This window comes from Streptomyces ochraceiscleroticus, from assembly GCF_000720485.1.
Lineage (GTDB): Bacteria > Actinomycetota > Actinomycetes > Streptomycetales > Streptomycetaceae > Streptomyces > Streptomyces ochraceiscleroticus.
Genome location: NZ_JOAX01000041.1, coordinates 37,687 through 54,575, shown reverse-complemented (window position 1 = coordinate 54,575; position 16,889 = coordinate 37,687). Strand labels below are relative to the sequence as shown.

Sequence of the window (16,889 nt, the reverse complement as noted above, 5' to 3'; positions counted from 1 at the left end):
GGTCTTGCGTTTCCGACTCTATCAGATCCTTGCGGGCCCGATTTTCGCCGGTGCGTTTCGGCCTTTCGGCTTCTTCGCGGTTCCAACCTTACCAGATCCGATTTCGTTCCCGCTTCTTGGAAGCTGTGGTCCGAATTTGTTTCCGGTGGCCTTTGGAGTGGCCTTGCCTTTCGGCTGATCCGACTTTATCAGATTTCTCTGAGCCGGATTTCCACCCCCCTTTCGGGGGCCGGCGCCCGATGGTCTGGGGACGCGTAGGCGTTCCCAGTTCCCCTCAGGCGGAGCCGTAAACGTACTGGAGCGGGGCTCCTGGATGCAAATCCGGGCGCCCCGCTCCACGCGTGCATCCGACGGGCCGTCAGGCGACGCGTCGGAGAGGCCGTCAGGCGACGCGTCGGAGAGGCCGTCAGACCGGCCGTCAGACCTCCACGACGACCGGCAGGATCATCGGCCGGCGGCGATAGTTGTCCGACACCCACTTGCCCACACAGCGGCGCACGAGCTGCTGCACCTGGTGCGGCTCCATGACGCCGTCCTGGGCCGACTTGGCGAGCGCCTCGTCGATCTTCGGCAGGACGCCGTTGAAGTCGGCGTCGTCGATGCCGGAGCCGCGGGCCTGGATGTGCGGCCCGCCGGTGATCTTGCCCGTGGTGCTGTCGACCACGACGAAGACGGAGATGATGCCCTCGTCGCCGAGGATGCGGCGGTCCTTCAGGGCGCTCTCCGTGACATCGCCGACCGAGAGGCCGTCGACGTACACGTATCCCGCCTGGACCTTGCCGGTGATCCGTGCGACGCCGTCGACCAGGTCGACGACCACGCCGTCCTCGGCGATGACGATGTGGTCCTTGGGCACGCCCGTGAGCGCGCCCAGTTCGGCGTTGGCCCGCAGGTGGCGCCATTCGCCGTGCACCGGCATCAGGTTCTTCGGCTTGCAGATGTTGTAGAAGTACAGCAGCTCGCCGGCCGAGGCGTGGCCCGAGACGTGCACCTTGGCGTTGCCCTTGTGGACAACGTTGGCGCCCCATCGGGTGAGCCCGTTGATCACGCGGTAGACCGCGTTCTCGTTGCCCGGGATGAGCGAGGACGCCAGGATCACCGTGTCGCCCGGGACGATGCGGATCTGGTGATCGCGGTTGGCCATCCGGGAGAGGGCCGCCATCGGCTCGCCCTGCGAGCCCGTGCAGACCAGCACGATCTCCTCGTCCGGGAGGTCGTCGAGGGTCTTGACGTCGACGACGAGGCCCGCGGGGACGTTCAGGTAGCCCAGCTCACGGGCAATGCCCATGTTCCGGACCATCGAACGGCCCACGAAGGCGACCCGGCGGCCGTACTCGTGCGCCGCGTCGCAGATCTGCTGGATGCGGTGCACGTGGCTCGCGAAGCTCGCCACGATGATGCGCTTCTGGGCGGTCGCGAAGACCTGGCGCAGCACGTTGGAGATGTCCCGCTCGGGCGGGACGAACCCCGGTACCTCGGCGTTCGTGGAGTCCGAGAGGAGGAGGTCGATGCCCTCCTCGCCGAGCCGGGCGAACGCGGGGAGGTCGGTGAGCCGACGGTCCAGCGGGAGCTGGTCCATCTTGAAGTCGCCGGTGTGGACGACCATGCCCGCGGGGGTGCGGATGGCGACCGCGAGGGCGTCCGGGATGGAGTGGTTGACGGCGACGAACTCGCAGTCGAAGGGGCCGAGGCGCTCGCGGTCGCCCTCGACGACCTCCAGCGTGTACGGCCGGATGCGGTGCTCCTGGAGCTTGGCCTCGATCAGGGCGAGGGTCAGCTTGGAGCCGATCAGGGGGATGTCCGGCTTCTCACGGAGCAGGAACGGGACCGCGCCGATGTGGTCCTCGTGGCCGTGCGTGAGCACGATGCCCTCGATGTCGTCGAGGCGGTCCCTGATCGATGAGAAGTCCGGCAGGATCAGGTCGATTCCGGGCTGCTCCTCCTCGGGGAAGAGCACTCCGCAGTCGACGATCAGCAGCCGGCCGTCGAATTCGAAGACGGTCATGTTGCGGCCGATCTCGCCCAGGCCGCCCAGGGGGGTGACGCGCAGGCCGCCCTCGGGAAGCTTCGGCGGCGCGCCGAGTTCGGGATGCGGATGACTCAAAAGACTCTCCTCACCACACGCGCCACGGGCCCTTGAGGCACGTGGCGCGCATGACATTCGTGCACTTGCTGTTGTGGCTGTGGTTTCTGTCTTCAGCTGTGACGACCGTCCGGTCGCGCGAGCCGTATTCAGTTGTGAAGTCTGGTGTTACAGGTGTACCCCGCCGGCGGCGAGATCGACCTTGAGCTGGTCCGTCTCCTCGGGCGAGAGGTCGACCAGGGGCAGCCGCAGCGGTCCGCCGGGCAGGCCCTGGAGGCTGAGCGCCGCCTTGGTCGTGATGACGCCCTGGGTGCGGAACATGCCGGTGAAGACCGGCAGCAGCTTCTGGTGGATCTCCTTCGCCTTCGTGACGTCGCCGGTCACATGGGCTTCCAGGAGGGCGCGCAGCTCGGGCGTCACGACGTGGCCGACGACGGAGACGAAGCCGACGGCGCCGACCGAGAGCAGCGGGAGGTTCAGCATGTCGTCGCCGCTGTACCAGGCGAGGCCGGAGCGGGCGATGGCCCAGCTCGCGCGGCCGAGGTCGCCCTTGGCGTCCTTGTTGGCGACGATGCGCGGGTGCTCGGCCAGCCGGACCATGGTCTCGGTGTTGATCGGCACGCCGCTGCGGCCGGGGATGTCGTAGAGCATGACCGGCAGGTCGGTGGCGTCGGCAATCGCGGAGAAGTGCCGGAAGAGACCTTCCTGCGGCGGCTTGCTGTAGTACGGCGTGACGGCGAGGAGGCCGTGTGCGCCGGCGGCCTGGGCGGCGCGGGCCAGCTCCAGGCTGTGGTGGGTGTCGTTCGTGCCGGCTCCGGCGACGACAAAGGCGCGGTCCCCCACCGCTTCGACCACGGCCCTGACCAGCTGGGCTTTCTCCGCATCGCTGGTGGTCGGGGACTCTCCGGTGGTGCCGTTGACGACGAGGCCGTCGTTGCCGGCGTCCACCAGGTGGGCGGCGAGCTGCTGCGCGCCGTCGAGGTCGAGAGCGCCATCCGCCGTGAAAGGCGTGACCATGGCGGTCAGTACCCGCCCGAAGGGGGTCTGCGGTGTGGAAGTCGGAGCCATGGGTCCCACGCTACTCGTAGCTCACCGCTGGTTGCTCCCCTGGGGAGGCCGGGATGTGGACCCGGCACTGCCTGCTCGGGGGTTCAGGCAGTGCCGGATCCGTGTCTTCAGCGTAGAGGAATTTCTCAAAACGCCGCAATACGGACACCTTCCGGCGTGACCCTCCGTCGGGCCGCGGAGATCTCCCTCGCGCGCCTTACGGAGCGACCCGTCCGTTCGCGTTGAAGGCGGCGTACGTGAGCGGCATGAGCTTGGCCCAGTGGGCCTCCATCTGCTCGCCGACCATCTCGATCTCGCGCTGCGGGAAGGACGGGACCTTCGCCAGCTCGTGCTGCGTACGCAGGCCCAGGAAGTGCATCAGGGAGCGGGCGTTGCAGGTGGCGTACATGGAGGAGAAGAGGCCCACGGGCAGGACCGAACGGGCGACCTCGCGGGCGACACCGGCCGCCAGCATCTCCTGGTACGCCTCGTACGCCTGGCGGTAGGAGTCCTCCATCGTCCGAGTGGCCAGCTCGTGCTGCGCCTCGGTGCCCTGGACGAACTCGTACTTGCCCGGGCGGCCCTGCTGGACGAGCTTGCGGTCGGTCGCGGGGACGTAGAAGACCGGCTCGAGCCGGCGGTACCGGCCGGACTCCTCGTTGTACGACCAGCCCACGCGGTGCCGCATGAACTCGCGGAACACGAAGATCGGGGCGCTGATGAAGAAGGTCATGCTGTTGTGCTCGAACGGGCTGCCGTGCCGGTCGCGCATCAGGTAGTTGATCAGACCCTTGGAGCGCTCGGGGTCCTTCTGCAGCTCCTCGAGGGACTGCTCACCTGCGGTGGAGACCCGCGCGGCCCACAGGACGTCGCTGTCGCCGGCGGCGTGCTTGACCAGCTCGACCGTCACCTCGCTGCGGAATGCGGGGGGTGCGCTCTCGGGGCTCTCGGCGGGGGTGTGGGACACCGGCGGTCCTTTCGTTCGTACATCGTGCTGCGGCGTGCGGCCGTCCGTCTGCTGCGGCGCTCGTGCTGCTCATCGCCCGGGCGCGCCCAGCCTACGGCCCGCCACTGACAAGCCCGGAAATGCGCCGTCATGCGGCGCGATGCGACAAAAGGGACCCCCGGTGCACACTGCACGCGCGGCAGTTGATATTTTTCACAGAAGTCACGGAAAACGGGCACCTCACGGATGCCTGTGACGTTGAACCATGTGACACTGCCCACTTCGAGGTTCCTAGGAGAGCCCGCTCATGTTCCGCCGGCGAGAGCCCGTCCCGTTCGCCTTTGTCGCCGAGGCAGACCGGTTCCGCAGCAATGTCACGCCCCCGCCGCGCCAGCGGGCGAGCCGTTCGCAGATCTTCGGCCGCACGCTGCTGGGTCTCACCGTAGTCGCCGGTCTGACCGGCTCCCTGCTGTTCGGCGTGCCCGCCCTGCAGCAGGACACGGTCGGCGGGCCGAATACGACCCATCAGTCCGAGGTCGCGCACGGCCGCTGAGCCGGCTGTGCGTTGCGCCGTTCGGGCGGGCAGCCCGGCGGTCCGGCACAGGATTGGTTCCGGCCGTCCTGCTGCCGCTAGCCTCACCGGTCACAGCTTTCGACCGTGTGCCCGTGCGTAACACGGGCCGTGAGTGAGGATCTGCCGTGCCCCTGCCCTTCCTGACGGCCGACCGCGACCTCGACGGGGATGCCGGAGACCCGGCGCCCCTTCCGTACGACGAGCGTGATCACTGGCGCCGTCCCTACCGCCCAGGACCGTGGCGGGTGGGGGCGGCGGCGGTGTTTCTGCTGCTCGCCTCCTTCGTCCTGCTCTCCGCCATGATCATCGGGCTGGCCGGGGCGCCGGTCGGTGCCGTGGTGTGCCTGGCGGTAGCCGTCATGATCATCGCGTGCGCGCTGCGGCTGCTGCGGATCGGCGTCTGGGTGAGCGCGGCGGGGCTGCGCCAGGTACACCTGGTACGGACGAGGACGCTCCCGTGGAGCGCCGTCACCTCGGTCCGTACGGTGCAGCAGCCGGTCCGCTGGCTGGGGCTGCCGCGGACGGTCCAGGGCCAGGCACTGCTGATGGGCGGCCCGGGCGACGGCGAGCCGCGCATCCTCTTCACCGACCACAACGGCGACTTTCTGTCCCGCCCGGGGGCGTTCAACCGCGCGGCGAACACGGTCGAGGCGTGGGCCGCGGACCATCGCGGCTGACGGCCGCAGCAGGAGCGTACGTACGCGAACGGGGCGCGGGCCGAAGAGCCCGCGCCCCGTTCGCGTCAGCGCTGTGCGATCCCGTACGTGCCCGCCTCAGGCGGCCCGTACCGGCTTCCCCTCATGCAGCGCGATCGCCCGCTGCATCGCCTTGCGGGCGCGCGGGGTGTCCCGCGCGTCGTGGTAGGCGATCGCCAGCCGGAACCACGCCCGCCAGTCCTCCGGCGCCGCCTCGGCCTCGGCCCGCCGCCGTTCGAAGACCTCGTCGGCGGCGTCCCGGTCGACGCGGCCGCTGGGCGTCCGCTTCAGCTCGTCGACGGGCAGCCCGCCCTCGGCCTCCAGCTCCTTCGCCAGCAGCCCGGCTTTCCGGGCGAACTGGGTGGTGTGCCAGAGGAACCACGCACCGATCAGCGGCAGCACCAGGACGGCGATCCCGAAGGCGACCGTGACCGGGGTGCCCTGCTGGATGAGCAGGACACCGCGCTCGCCGACCAGGACGAAGTAGACGACCAGGACCGCCGCGAGGACGAAGTAAGTGATCTTTGCGCGCACCGTACGTACTGCCCGTCAGCCCAGATCCAGGAAATTCTCCAGGCCCATGGTGAGCCCCGGAGTGTCCACCACGCGCCGCGCGCCGAGCAGGATGCCCGGCATGAAGCTGGAGTGGTGCAGGGAGTCGTGCCGGATGGTGAGGGTCTCGCCCTCACCGCCGAGCAGCACCTCCTGGTGGGCCAGCAGGCCGCGCAGCCGTACGGAGTGCACGGGCACGCCCGCCACGTCCGCGCCGCGGGCGCCGTCCAGCGCGGTCGCGGTGGCGTCCGGCTGCGGCGCGCAGTCGGCCTTCTCCCGCGCGTCGGCGATGAGCTGAGCCGTACGGGCCGCCGTACCCGACGGCGCGTCGGCCTTGTTCGGGTGGTGCAGCTCGACGACCTCGACGGACTCGAAGAAGCGGGCCGCCTGCTGGGCGAACTGCATGGTCAGCACGGCACCGATCGAGAAGTTCGGCGCGATGAGCACGCCGACCTGCGGCGCGGCGTTCAGCCAGGTCCGCAGCTGCGCGAGGCGCTCGTCGGTCCAACCGGTGGTGCCGACCACCCCGTGGATGCCGTGCCGTACGCAGAAGTCGAGGTTGCCCATGACGGCGCCGGGGTGGGTCAGCTCGACCGCGACCTGGGCACCGGCCTCGACCAGCGTCTCCAGCTTGTCGCCGCGGCCCAGCGCCGCCACCAGCTCCATGTCCTCGGCGGCCTCGACCGCCTTGACGGCCTCGGAGCCGATCCGGCCCTTGGCACCGATCACAGCCACGCGCAGCTTGCTCATCGTCCTTGCTTCCTTCACGGTTGTGGCGCGGTCCGGGGACCGCCGGATGCGATCAGGCGACCGCTTCGTGCAGCCGGGCGGTCTGCCGGTCCTTCATCGGTCCGATGACGGACAGCGAAGGACGCCGTCCCAGTACATCGCGCGCGACCTCGCGGACGTCGTCCGGGGTCACGGCCGCCATCCGGGCGAGCATGTCGTCCACCGACATCTGGTCGCCCCAGCACAGCTCGCTCTTGCCGATGCGGTTCATCAGCGCGCCGGTGTCCTCCAGGCCGAGGACCGTGGAACCGCGGAGCTGACCGATGGCCCGCTCGACCTCGTCGTCGGCCAGGCCGTGCTCGGCGACGTCCTCGAGCTGGTCCCGGCAGATCTTCAGCACGTCGTGCACCTGGCTGGGCCGGCAGCCCGCGTACACCCCGAAGAGCCCGCAGTCCGCGTAGCCCGAGGTGTAGGAGTACACGCTGTAGGCCAGCCCGCGCTTCTCCCGGACCTCCTGGAAGAGGCGCGAGCTCATGCCGCCGCCGAGCGCGGTGTTCAGTACGCCCATGGCCCAGCGCCGCTCGTCGGTGCGCGGCATCCCGGGCATGCCGAGGATGACGTGCGCCTGCTCGGCCGGGCGGCCCAGCACCTCCACGCGGCCCGCCGTGCGGATCGCCTTCGTACCGCCGCGCGGGTCCATCGGCACCGCGTCCGTGCGGTCCAGCGCGCCGGCCCGCTCGAAGGCACGGCGGACCTGGCGGACGACCTTGGCGTGGTCGACGTTGCCGGCCGCGGTGACGACCAGGCGGGTCGGGTCGTAGTGCTTCTTGTAGAAGCGGCGTATGCGGCTCGAATTCAGGGCGTTGACCGTGTCGACCGTGCCCAGCACGGGGCGGCCCAGCGGGCTGTCCCCGAGCATCGTGTGCGCGAAGAGATCGTGCACGCAGTCGCCCGGGTCGTCGTCCGTCATGGCGATCTCTTCGAGGATCGCGCCCCGCTCCACGTCCACGTCGTCCTCGCGGATCAGCGAGCCGGTGAGCATGTCGCAGACGACATCGATGGCCAGCGGCAGGTCGGCGTCGAGCACCCGCGCGTAGTAGCAGGTGTACTCCTTCGCGGTGAAGGCGTTCATCTCGCCGCCGACCGCGTCGATCGCGGCGGAGATGTCCAGCGCGCTGCGCCGCTCCGTGCCCTTGAAGAGCAGGTGCTCCAGGTAGTGGGTGGCGCCGTTCAGGGCCGGCGTCTCGTCACGGGAGCCGACGTTCGCCCAGATCCCGAAGGTGACGGACCGGACGGACGGCAGGGTCTCGGTGACGACGCGCAGGCCGCCGGGGAGGACGGTCCTGCGGACGGTGCCTGCGCCGCCCTCGCCCTTGAGAAGCGTTTGGGTACGGGCGACGGCCCGCCCCTCCGAAGAGGTGCGGGCCGTCGTCCGGGAAGCACGGGACGTCACTTGGCGGCGTCGTCCTTCTTCTCCTCGTCGCCTTCCTCGCCCTCGATCACGGGGATCAGGGAGAGCTTGCCGCGCTGGTCGATCTCGGCGATCTCGACCTGCACCTTGGCGCCGACCGCGAGCACGTCCTCGACGTTCTCCACGCGCTTGCCACCGGCGAGCTTGCGGATCTGCGAGATGTGCAGCAGGCCGTCCTTGCCCGGGAGCAGCGAGACGAACGCACCGAAGGTGGTGGTCTTCACGACCGTACCCAGGTAACGCTCGCCGACCTCCGGCATGGTCGGGTTGGCGATGCCGTTGATCGTCGTACGGGCGGCCTCGGCGGCCGGGCCGTCGGCGGCACCGATGTAGATGGTGCCGTCGTCCTCGATTGTGATGTCGGCGCCGGTGTCCTCCTGGATCTGGTTGATCATCTTGCCCTTGGGGCCGATGACCTCACCGATCTTGTCCACCGGGATCTTGACGGTGATGATCCGCGGCGCGTTCGGGGACATCTCGTCCGGAACGTCGATCGCCTCGTTCATCACGTCCAGGATGTGCAGACGCGCGTCGCGGGCCTGCTTCAGCGCGGCGGCCAGGACCGAGGCGGGGATGCCGTCGAGCTTGGTGTCGAGCTGCAGGGCGGTGACGAACTGCTTCGTACCGGCGACCTTGAAGTCCATGTCACCGAACGCGTCCTCCGCACCGAGGATGTCGGTGAGGGTGACGTAGTGCGTCTCGCCGTCGATCTCCTGCGAGATCAGACCCATGGCGATACCGGCGACCGGGGCCTTCAGCGGCACACCGGCGTTCAGCAGCGACATCGTCGAGGCGCAGACGGAGCCCATGGAGGTCGAACCGTTGGAGCCGAGGGCCTCGGACACCTGACGGATCGCGTAGGGGAACTCCTCGCGGGTCGGCAGCACGGGCACGAGCGCACGCTCAGCCAGCGCGCCGTGGCCGATCTCGCGGCGCTTCGGCGAACCCACGCGGCCGGTCTCACCGGTCGAGTAGGGCGGGAAGTTGTAGTTGTGCATGTAGCGCTTGCGCGTCACCGGCGACAGCGTGTCGAGCTGCTGCTCCATGCGGAGCATGTTCAGCGTGGTGACACCCAGGATCTGGGTCTCGCCGCGCTCGAACAGCGCGGAGCCGTGCACGCGCGGGATGGCCTCGACCTCGGCGGCCAGCGTACGGATGTCGGTCACACCGCGACCGTCGATCCGCTTCTTCTCCTTGATGACGCGCTCGCGGACCAGGCTCTTGGTCAGCGAACGGTACGCGGCGGAGATCTCCTTCTCGCGGCCCTCGAACTGCGGGAGCAGCTTCTCGGCGGCCAGCGCCTTGACGCGGTCCAGCTCGGCCTCGCGCTCCTGCTTGCCACCGATGGTGAGCGCCTGGGCCAGCTCGCTCTTGACGGCGGCGGTCAGGGCCTCGAGGACGTCGTCCTGGTAGTCCAGGAAGATCGGGAACTCGCCGGTGGGCTTGGCGGCCTTGGCAGCCAGGTCCGACTGGGCCTTGCACAGCACCTTGATGAAGGGCTTCGCGGCGTCCAGACCGGCGGCCACGACCTCCTCGGTCGGGGCCTCGGCGCCGCCCTTGACGAGCTGGATGGTCTTCTCGGTGGCCTCGGCCTCGACCATCATGATCGCGACGTCACCGTCGGGCAGCACACGGCCCGCGACGACCATGTCGAAGACGGCGTCCTCGAGCTCGCTGTGGGTCGGGAAGGCCACCCACTGGCCGTTGATCAGGGCAACGCGGGTGCCGCCGATCGGGCCCGAGAAGGGCAGGCCGGCGAGCTGCGTCGAGCAGGACGCGGCGTTGATCGCGACCACGTCGTACAGGTGGTCGGGGTTGAGCGCCATGATCGTCTCGACGATCTGGATCTCGTTGCGCAGGCCCTTCTTGAAGGAGGGGCGCAGCGGCCGGTCGATCAGGCGGCAGGTGAGGATCGCGTCCTCGGAAGGCCGGCCCTCACGGCGGAAGAAGGAACCGGGAATCTTCCCGGCGGCGTACATCCGCTCCTCGACGTCCACGGTCAGCGGGAAGAAGTCCAGCTGGTCCTTGGGGTTCTTCGAAGCGGTGGTGGCCGACAGCACCATGGTGTCGTCGTCCAGGTACGCCACGGCGGAGCCGGCGGCCTGCTTGGCCAGGCGGCCCGTCTCGAAGCGGATGGTACGGGTGCCGAAGGCGCCGTTGTCGATGACGGCCTCGGCGTAGTGGGTCTCGTTCTCCACCAGGAATATCTCCTCGTCTGCGTCCGCTGCCCGTGTGGCAGGGGACCGTCTGCGACCCGCTGCCCGTGTGGCAGCGGATCATGGGTGGTGGAGCGCCTGGTGCGGGCCGGTCTTCGATCGAAGCACCCGGTGTGCGGCACGGAGGCCGTGCGCGTCACCGGAGGCCACTACCGAGGACCGGCGGCTGAGGGGCGCCCCACCTCTTCGCTATTGCGTTGTGCGCTCTTGTGTTGCGCGCTATTGGGTTGTGTCCGCACGGCGCGCCGGCTGTGAGCCCGGCGCGCGGCCGCGGCGCTGTCGTGACCGCGCCGTCGGTATGGCGTTCTGGGACCAGACTACAAAGCTTCTGTCCACCAGGGGGTGGTGAAGGCGTCCGGTGTGTGGCGCACGGGTGTGCGGCGCACGGGGTTTTCGCGCGTACGGCAAAGGGAGCGGCTCCCGGCCCCGGGAACCGCTCCCCTCACGACGTCTTACTTGGCGCCCGCAGCACCGCGGCGGATGCCGAGGCGCTCGACCAGCGCACGGAAGCGCGTGATGTCCTTCTTCGCCAGGTACTGCAGCAGGCGGCGACGCTGGCCGACCAGCAGCAGCAGACCACGGCGGGAGTGGTGGTCGTGCTTGTGGGTCTTGAGGTGCTCGGTCAGGTCCGAGATGCGGCGGGAGAGCAGCGCAACCTGAACCTCGGGGGAACCGGTGTCACCCTCCTTGGTGGCGAACTCGGCCATGATCGACTTCTTCGTAGCGGCGTCGAGCGACACGCGGTACTCCTTGAGTTTCCTCTGAGCCCCACCGAGCGCCTCTGGTCTGCTTCACAGAGGAGCTTCGATTACTCGGCTGGGCGTAGCCAGGGTAGCAGGGGGCGGGGACCGGTCGTGACCGGCCGTAGCGGGGCCTGCGGGGGCGCAGCGTAGCGGGGCGGGGCGCGAGTGGGTGTAGCCGGGGGCGCGGACGTGCCCTGACTACTTGCTCGTCATCCCCCGGGCCGCCATGTACACGTTCATCACCGCGAGGCACAGCGGGATCAGCGAGAGCAGGACGAGGTTTTCGAAGAGTTCGGCGAAGCGCGCCCAGAAGGGGGTGACGCCCTTACGGGGAACGATCAGGGCGATGCCGGTGACCAGGGCGGCCGCGACGGCGATCGCGGCGGTGAGCCAGATCATGCGGAGGTCGGCGGCGAAACCGCCGTCGCCCAGGACGGCCGGCGGGTGCAGGGCCAGGCCGAGGCCCAGGAGCGCGAAGGCGGCGAGGCCGGCCGCCAGGGCGCAGGTGACCTGGGAGGTGTAGCGGAAGAGGCGGGCGCGCATCAGCATGGACAGGCCGGCGGCGAAGGCGAGCACCTGGCCCCAGACGGAGTCGGAGAAGCCGAGGACGCCGGTGGCGATGGTGACGACCGCCGCGCAGCCACCGACCAGGCCGACGAGCATCTCGTGGCCGCGGCGGGCCTGGGCGGCGATGCGCTCGGCGTCGACCGGGCCCTCGCTCTCGGGGCCGGCGTCCGGGTCGTCGTAGCCGGAGTTGCCGGGACGCGGCGGGGCGTAACCGATGGGGAGCCGGGCGAAGCGGGCCGAGAGGCCGGGCAGGAAGGCGATGACGCCGACCACGGCGCACACGCAGAGGGCGGCGGTCTCCACGGGGCGGAGGTCGGTGAGGATCGCAACGAACGTGGCGAGGGTACCGATCGTGGCGGTGAAGGCCGCGGCGACGAACGGTCCGTCGCCATGGAGCGTGACGGCGATCAGGATCGTGGAGGCGATCAGTACGGCCACGCAGCCGAGGAGGAACTGCAGGCGGCCGACGCCCTGGCCGTCCGGCAGCGGCAGCAGTCCCGATCCGGCGATCATGACGTGCGGCAGGCCGCCGAGGCCGAGGATGATCGCTGACGCCCGGTCGTCGTAGACCCGGGCCCGCACCGCCGCGAGCGCGACCAGCAGCACACCGGCGACGGCGGCGAGGATGCCGGGCAGACTGTGCATGTCGTGCCGCGCCGGGTCGGAGAACCACAGCACGAAGCCCATCAGCACCAGCAGCACCAGAGAGCCGGCGAGCCCGGCGGTGCGCAGCAGGTCGTCGTTCCACAGCGTGCGGTCGCGGGTGACGGCGGACGCGACGGAGTCGGAGACATCGTCGTAGACCGCGGGCGGCAGCGACACGGAGAACGGCCGCAGGCTCAGCACGTCACCGTCCAGGATGCGCTGGGCGGCGAAGGACCGGGAGCCGTCCAGGACGGTGCCGTCCCGGCGGACCAAGTGGTACCCGACGGGTGCGCCGTCGGCGGGGGTCTGACCGCTCAGCCGGAGAATTTCCGGATAGATGTCGGCCACGGGGATGTCTTCGGGGAGCGCCACGTCAATGCGGCTGTCCGGCGCGACAATGGTGACCCGGCAGAAGCCGGTGGCCGCCCCCGTGGCCGTCATGGAAGCCGTCGCACTCACGGGCAGTTCCCCCTCATTCCCGACCTTCAACGTCCAGTCGCGGCTGCGCAATTACCGTGCGCCACCCTAGCGCTCTTGAGGTCGTTGACATCCCAGTAGGATCACCCGGCACGGGTGGGAGCCGTCGCCACGGGGGTGTCGGCAGCGAACAGTCCTCCCCGTACAAGGGATTGGTGCGCTGGTGAGTCAGATCGTCGTGAAGCGTCCTCCGAGGTCTCTGCCTCCGGAGGTGCCCACGGACCCACTCCAGCTCGAAGCCCCGCCGGAGCTGCCCAAGGGGCGGCAAGAAGGCATGCTGATGCAGATCCTGCCGACCGTGGGTATGGGCGGCGGATCGATGGTGTACTTCTTCATGCCGCAGGCGAACCCGTTCATGCGCATCATGGGCATTCTCATGATCGCTTCGACCCTGGGCATGATCGTGACGATGGTGGTACGTCACCGCCGCGGCACCCAGGGAGAGATGGCGGACACCCGCCGCGACTACCTCAAGTACCTCGCGCAGACCCGCCGCACGGTCCGCAGGACCGCGCGCAAGCAGCGCGACGCCCAGTACTACCTGCACCCCTCCCCCGATCAGCTCTGGTCCCTGGTGGCCGAGGGCAGCCGGGTATGGGAACGGCGCGTGGGCGACGAGGACTTCGGGCAGGTCCGCATCGGGCTCGGCGCCCAGCAGCTGGCGACTCCGCTGGTCGCCCCGGACACCGCGCCGGTCGACGAACTGGAGCCGCTCACCGCGGGTGCGATGCACCGGTTCCTCGCCGTGCACGGCACCTTGGACGGACTGCCGATGGCGGTCTCGCTGCGCGCCTTTTACCACATGGCGGTGTCCGGCGAGGCCGAGTCGGTGCACGGCACCGCGCGGTCGCTGATCGCCTCGCTCGCCGCGCTGCACTCCCCCGACGACCTGATCATCGCGATCGCGGCCGCGCCCGGCGAAGCCGCGGACCGCTGGGAATGGGCCAAGTGGCTGCCGCACGTCCAGGCCCAGGGCCCGGCGGACGGCGCGGGCTCGCCGCGGCTCATCACGACGGACGCCTGGGAGCTGGAGCAGCTGCTGTCCGTGAAGCTGGAGGGCAGGCCGCGGTTCAACGCCGGCGGCCAGCCCCTGCTGGACATGCCGCACCTCCTGATCGTCCTCGACGGGACGAACGTGGCGCCGACCTCGTTGCTCGCCTCGGCCGAGGGCCTGCAGGGCGTCACGGTCCTGGACGTCGACCCGGGTGAGCTGAGCACGCCCCGCGGCGACCTGTCGGTACTCGTACGCCCCGGGACCCTCCAGCTGGCGGCCGGACGCGGCATGGTCTACGACGGTGTGCCGGACTTCCTCTCCCTGGAGGCCGCCGAGGCGCTGGCGCGCCAGCTCGCACCGCTGCGCATGGGCAGCGGCGGTGACGACGACGAACCGCTGCTCGCAAACCTGGAGTTCACCGACCTCCTCAACCTCGGCGACGCAGCGTCCGTCGACACCCAGCGGACCTGGCGGCCACGTTCCCAGGCGGAGCGGCTGCGGGTCCCGATCGGTGTCGGCGAGGACGGCCAGCCGGTCATGCTCGACCTGAAGGAGGCGGCGCAGGACGGCATGGGTCCGCACGGCCTGTGCGTCGGTGCGACCGGTTCCGGCAAGTCCGAGCTGCTGCGTACCCTCGTGCTCGGCCTGGCCGTCACCCACTCCTCCGAGACGCTCAACTTCGTCCTGGCGGACTTCAAGGGCGGCGCCACCTTCGCCGGGATGTCCCAGATGCCGCACGTCGCGGCGGTGATCACTAACCTCGCCGACGACCTCACGCTCGTCGACCGCATGGGCGACTCCATCCGCGGTGAGCTCAACCGCCGCCAGGAGATGCTGCGCGATGCCGGCAACTACGCCAACATCCACGACTACGAGAAGGCGCGGCTGGCCGGTGCCCCGCTGGAGCCGATCGCTTCGCTCGTCCTGGTCATCGACGAGTTCAGCGAGCTGCTGACGGCCAAGCCGGACTTCATCGACATGTTCATCCAGATCGGCCGCATCGGCCGGTCGCTGGGTGTCCATCTGCTGCTGGCCTCGCAGCGCCTGGAGGAGGGCCGGCTGCGCGGCCTGGAGACCTACCTCTCCTACCGGGTCGGTCTGCGCACGTTCTCGGCGGCCGAGTCCCGGGCGGCGCTCGGTGTCCCGGACGCGTACCACCTGCCGTCCGTGCCCGGCTCCGGCTATCTGAAGTTCGGCACGGACGAGATGGTCCGCTTCAAGGCGGCATACGTCTCCGGGGTGTACCGCGACGGCGCCGGCGCCGACCGCACCCCGAGCGGGCCGCTCCCCGTCGACCGCCGTCCGGTGCTCTTCACCGCGGCCCCGGTCCCGGTGCAGTACGCGGCCCCCGACCCGGCCGCCGTGCAGGTGCCCGAACAGCGCCCGGCGCAGGACGACGCGCTGGCCGACACCGTCCTGGACGTCATCGTCCGCCGCCTGGAAGGCCGGGGCACCCCCGCCCATCAGGTGTGGCTGCCGCCGCTGGACTCCGCGGCCCCACTGGACGAGCTGCTGCCGGGCCTCGCCCCGGTGGAGGGCCGCGGCCTGACGATGCCGGACTACCCGTACCTCGGCCAGCTCATCGTGCCGCTGGGGCTCGTCGACAAGCCGTTCGAGCAGCGTCGCGACCCGCTGTACCGCGACTTCTCCGGTGCGGCCGGCCACATGCTGATCGTCGGTGGCCCGCAGTCCGGCAAGTCCACGCTCCTGCGCACGCTCATCTCATCGTTCGCGCTCACCCACACACCGGCCGAGGTGCAGTTCTACGGGCTGGACTTCGGTGGCGGCGGGCTGTCCGCGGTCTCCGGTCTCCCGCACGTCGGAGGGGTCGCCTCGCGTCTGGACCCGGACCGGGTACGCCGTACCGTCGCCGAGGTCGCCGGCATCCTCGCCCGCCGCGAGGAGTACTTCCGCGCCAACAACATCGACTCCATCGCCACCTACCGGCGGATGCGCTCCCGCGGCGAGGCCGGCGACCAGGCATGGGGTGATGTCTTCCTCGTCATCGACGGCTGGGGCAACTTCCGTGCCGAGTACGAGATGGCCGAGGCGGTCGTCAACGACATCGCCGCGCGCGGTCTCGGCTACGGCATCCACGTGGTCATCACGGCCACCCGCAGCATGGAGGTGCGCGCCGCCCTCAAGGACCAGCTGATGAACCGGCTGGAGCTGCGGCTCGGTGACACCATGGACTCCGACTTCGACCGCAAGATCGCGGCCAACGTCCCGGCAGGTGTGCCGGGCCGCGGCCAGACGCCGGAGAAGCTCCACTTCATGGGCGCGCTGCCGCGGATCGACGGCCTCTCGCAGTCCGGTGACCTCTCGGACGCCACCGCCGAGATGAACCGCGTGATCGCGAGCCACTGGCCATACGCGCCCGCGCCCGCGGTCCGCCTGCTCCCCCGGGAAGTGCCGGCGCACCAGCTCCCGAAGGGCGGCGACCAACCGGAGCGCGGCGTCGCCTTCGCCATCGACGAGCACAACCTGGAGCCGGTCTTCGTCGACTTCGAGACCGACCCGTTCTTCCTGGTCTTCGGCGACAGCGAGTCCGGCAAGACGGGCGTGCTGCGGTTGCTGGCGAAGCAGATCTCCGAGCGGTACCACCCGGACGAGGCGAAAATCGTCGTCGGCGACTACCGCCGCAGCCTGCTCAGCGCGATCCCCGAGTCGCACCTGCTGGAGTACGCGCCCATGGCCAACTCCATGGAGGCGCACATGCAGGCCCTGCACGGTCTCATGGAACGTCGGGCCCCCGCGCCGGACGTCACCCCGCAGCAGCTGCGCGACCGCAGCTGGTGGTCGGGCCCGAAGATCTTCATCATCGTGGACGACTACGAGCTGGTCTCCACCTCCAGCGGCAACCCGCTGGCCGTCCTCACCGACAACCTGCCGTTCGCCCGTGACATCGGCATCCGCTTCATCATCGCCCGCAGCTCCGCCGGTGCGTCGCGGTCCATGTACGAGTCCTTCATGCAGCGCATCAAGGAACTGGGTGCCCAGGGCGTGGTCCTCTCCGGCGACCCGAACGAGGGCGATCTGCTCGGCAACGTCCGCCCCCGCCCGATGCCCCCGGGCCGCGGCTACTTCGTCTCCCGCAAGCGGGGTACGCCGCTGGTGCAGTTGGGGTGGCTGCCGGAATTCAAGTAGTGG

12 protein-coding genes are annotated in these 16,889 nt (G+C 69.9%); 3 read left to right on the top strand and 9 right to left on the bottom strand.

All coding sequences use genetic code 11. From position 1 onward, the window contains the following. Positions 1-418 precede the first annotated feature (418 nt). From IG84_RS0134665 to thyX, 3 genes are all read right to left on the bottom strand, one after another. Positions 419-2,104, bottom strand: a complete 1,686-nt coding sequence (locus tag IG84_RS0134665) for a ribonuclease J (protein WP_031066537.1) — start codon at positions 2,102-2,104, stop codon at positions 419-421. Between the two features lie 147 nt (positions 2,105-2,251). Continuing rightward, positions 2,252-3,151, bottom strand: coding sequence for a 4-hydroxy-tetrahydrodipicolinate synthase (gene dapA, locus IG84_RS0134660; RefSeq protein WP_030266324.1), 900 nt, complete (start codon positions 3,149-3,151; stop codon positions 2,252-2,254). A 196-nt stretch (positions 3,152-3,347) separates the two neighbouring features. After that, positions 3,348-4,097: an FAD-dependent thymidylate synthase gene (thyX, locus tag IG84_RS0134655; RefSeq protein ID WP_031066535.1), complete on the bottom strand. Its 750-nt coding sequence runs from the start codon at positions 4,095-4,097 to the stop codon at positions 3,348-3,350. A gap of 286 nt (positions 4,098-4,383) precedes the next feature. Here thyX and IG84_RS0134650 point away from each other — a divergent pair, with 286 nt between their 5' ends. Next, positions 4,384-4,629: a hypothetical protein gene (locus IG84_RS0134650; protein ID WP_030266330.1), complete on the top strand. Its 246-nt coding sequence runs from the start codon at positions 4,384-4,386 to the stop codon at positions 4,627-4,629. 146 nt (positions 4,630-4,775) lie between these two features. Continuing rightward, positions 4,776-5,327: a PH domain-containing protein gene (locus IG84_RS0134645; protein WP_031066532.1), complete on the top strand. Its 552-nt coding sequence runs from the start codon at positions 4,776-4,778 to the stop codon at positions 5,325-5,327. A gap of 96 nt (positions 5,328-5,423) precedes the next feature. Here the strand turns inward: IG84_RS0134645 and IG84_RS0134640 are convergent, their stop codons facing one another. The 6 genes from IG84_RS0134640 to eccD all read right to left on the bottom strand — a co-directional run bounded on the left by IG84_RS0134640 (position 5,424) and on the right by eccD (position 12,709). Further along, complete coding sequence (locus IG84_RS0134640) at positions 5,424-5,879, bottom strand: tetratricopeptide repeat protein (protein ID WP_031066530.1); 456 nt, start codon at positions 5,877-5,879, stop codon at positions 5,424-5,426. A gap of 15 nt (positions 5,880-5,894) precedes the next feature. Further along, positions 5,895-6,647, bottom strand: coding sequence for a 4-hydroxy-tetrahydrodipicolinate reductase (gene dapB, locus IG84_RS0134635; RefSeq protein ID WP_031066527.1), 753 nt, complete (start codon positions 6,645-6,647; stop codon positions 5,895-5,897). A 52-nt stretch (positions 6,648-6,699) separates the two neighbouring features. Then, a complete protein-coding gene (locus tag IG84_RS0134630; protein ID WP_031066518.1) occupies positions 6,700-8,079 on the bottom strand; it encodes a M16 family metallopeptidase in 1,380 nt (459 codons plus the stop codon). Then, entirely contained in the window at positions 8,076-10,295 is a 2,220-nt protein-coding gene (locus tag IG84_RS0134625; RefSeq protein ID WP_031066515.1) for a polyribonucleotide nucleotidyltransferase, read from the bottom strand. Before IG84_RS0134625 ends, IG84_RS0134630 begins: the two co-directional genes overlap by 4 nt. 470 nt (positions 10,296-10,765) lie before the next feature. Further along, the gene (rpsO, locus tag IG84_RS0134620; protein ID WP_030266343.1) at positions 10,766-11,053 is read right to left on the bottom strand and encodes a 30S ribosomal protein S15; all 288 of its coding nucleotides are present in this window, start codon (positions 11,051-11,053) and stop codon (positions 10,766-10,768) included. A 201-nt stretch (positions 11,054-11,254) separates the two neighbouring features. After that, entirely contained in the window at positions 11,255-12,709 is a 1,455-nt protein-coding gene (eccD, locus tag IG84_RS0134615) for a type VII secretion integral membrane protein EccD (RefSeq protein ID WP_031066512.1), read from the bottom strand. Positions 12,710-12,908: 199 nt separating this feature from the next. Between eccD and IG84_RS0134610 the strand changes: the two genes are divergently transcribed. Next, positions 12,909-16,886 (top strand): type VII secretion protein EccC, encoded by a 3,978-nt coding sequence (locus IG84_RS0134610; RefSeq protein ID WP_031066509.1) that lies wholly within the window; start codon positions 12,909-12,911, stop codon positions 16,884-16,886. Positions 16,887-16,889: the final 3 nt, after the last annotated feature.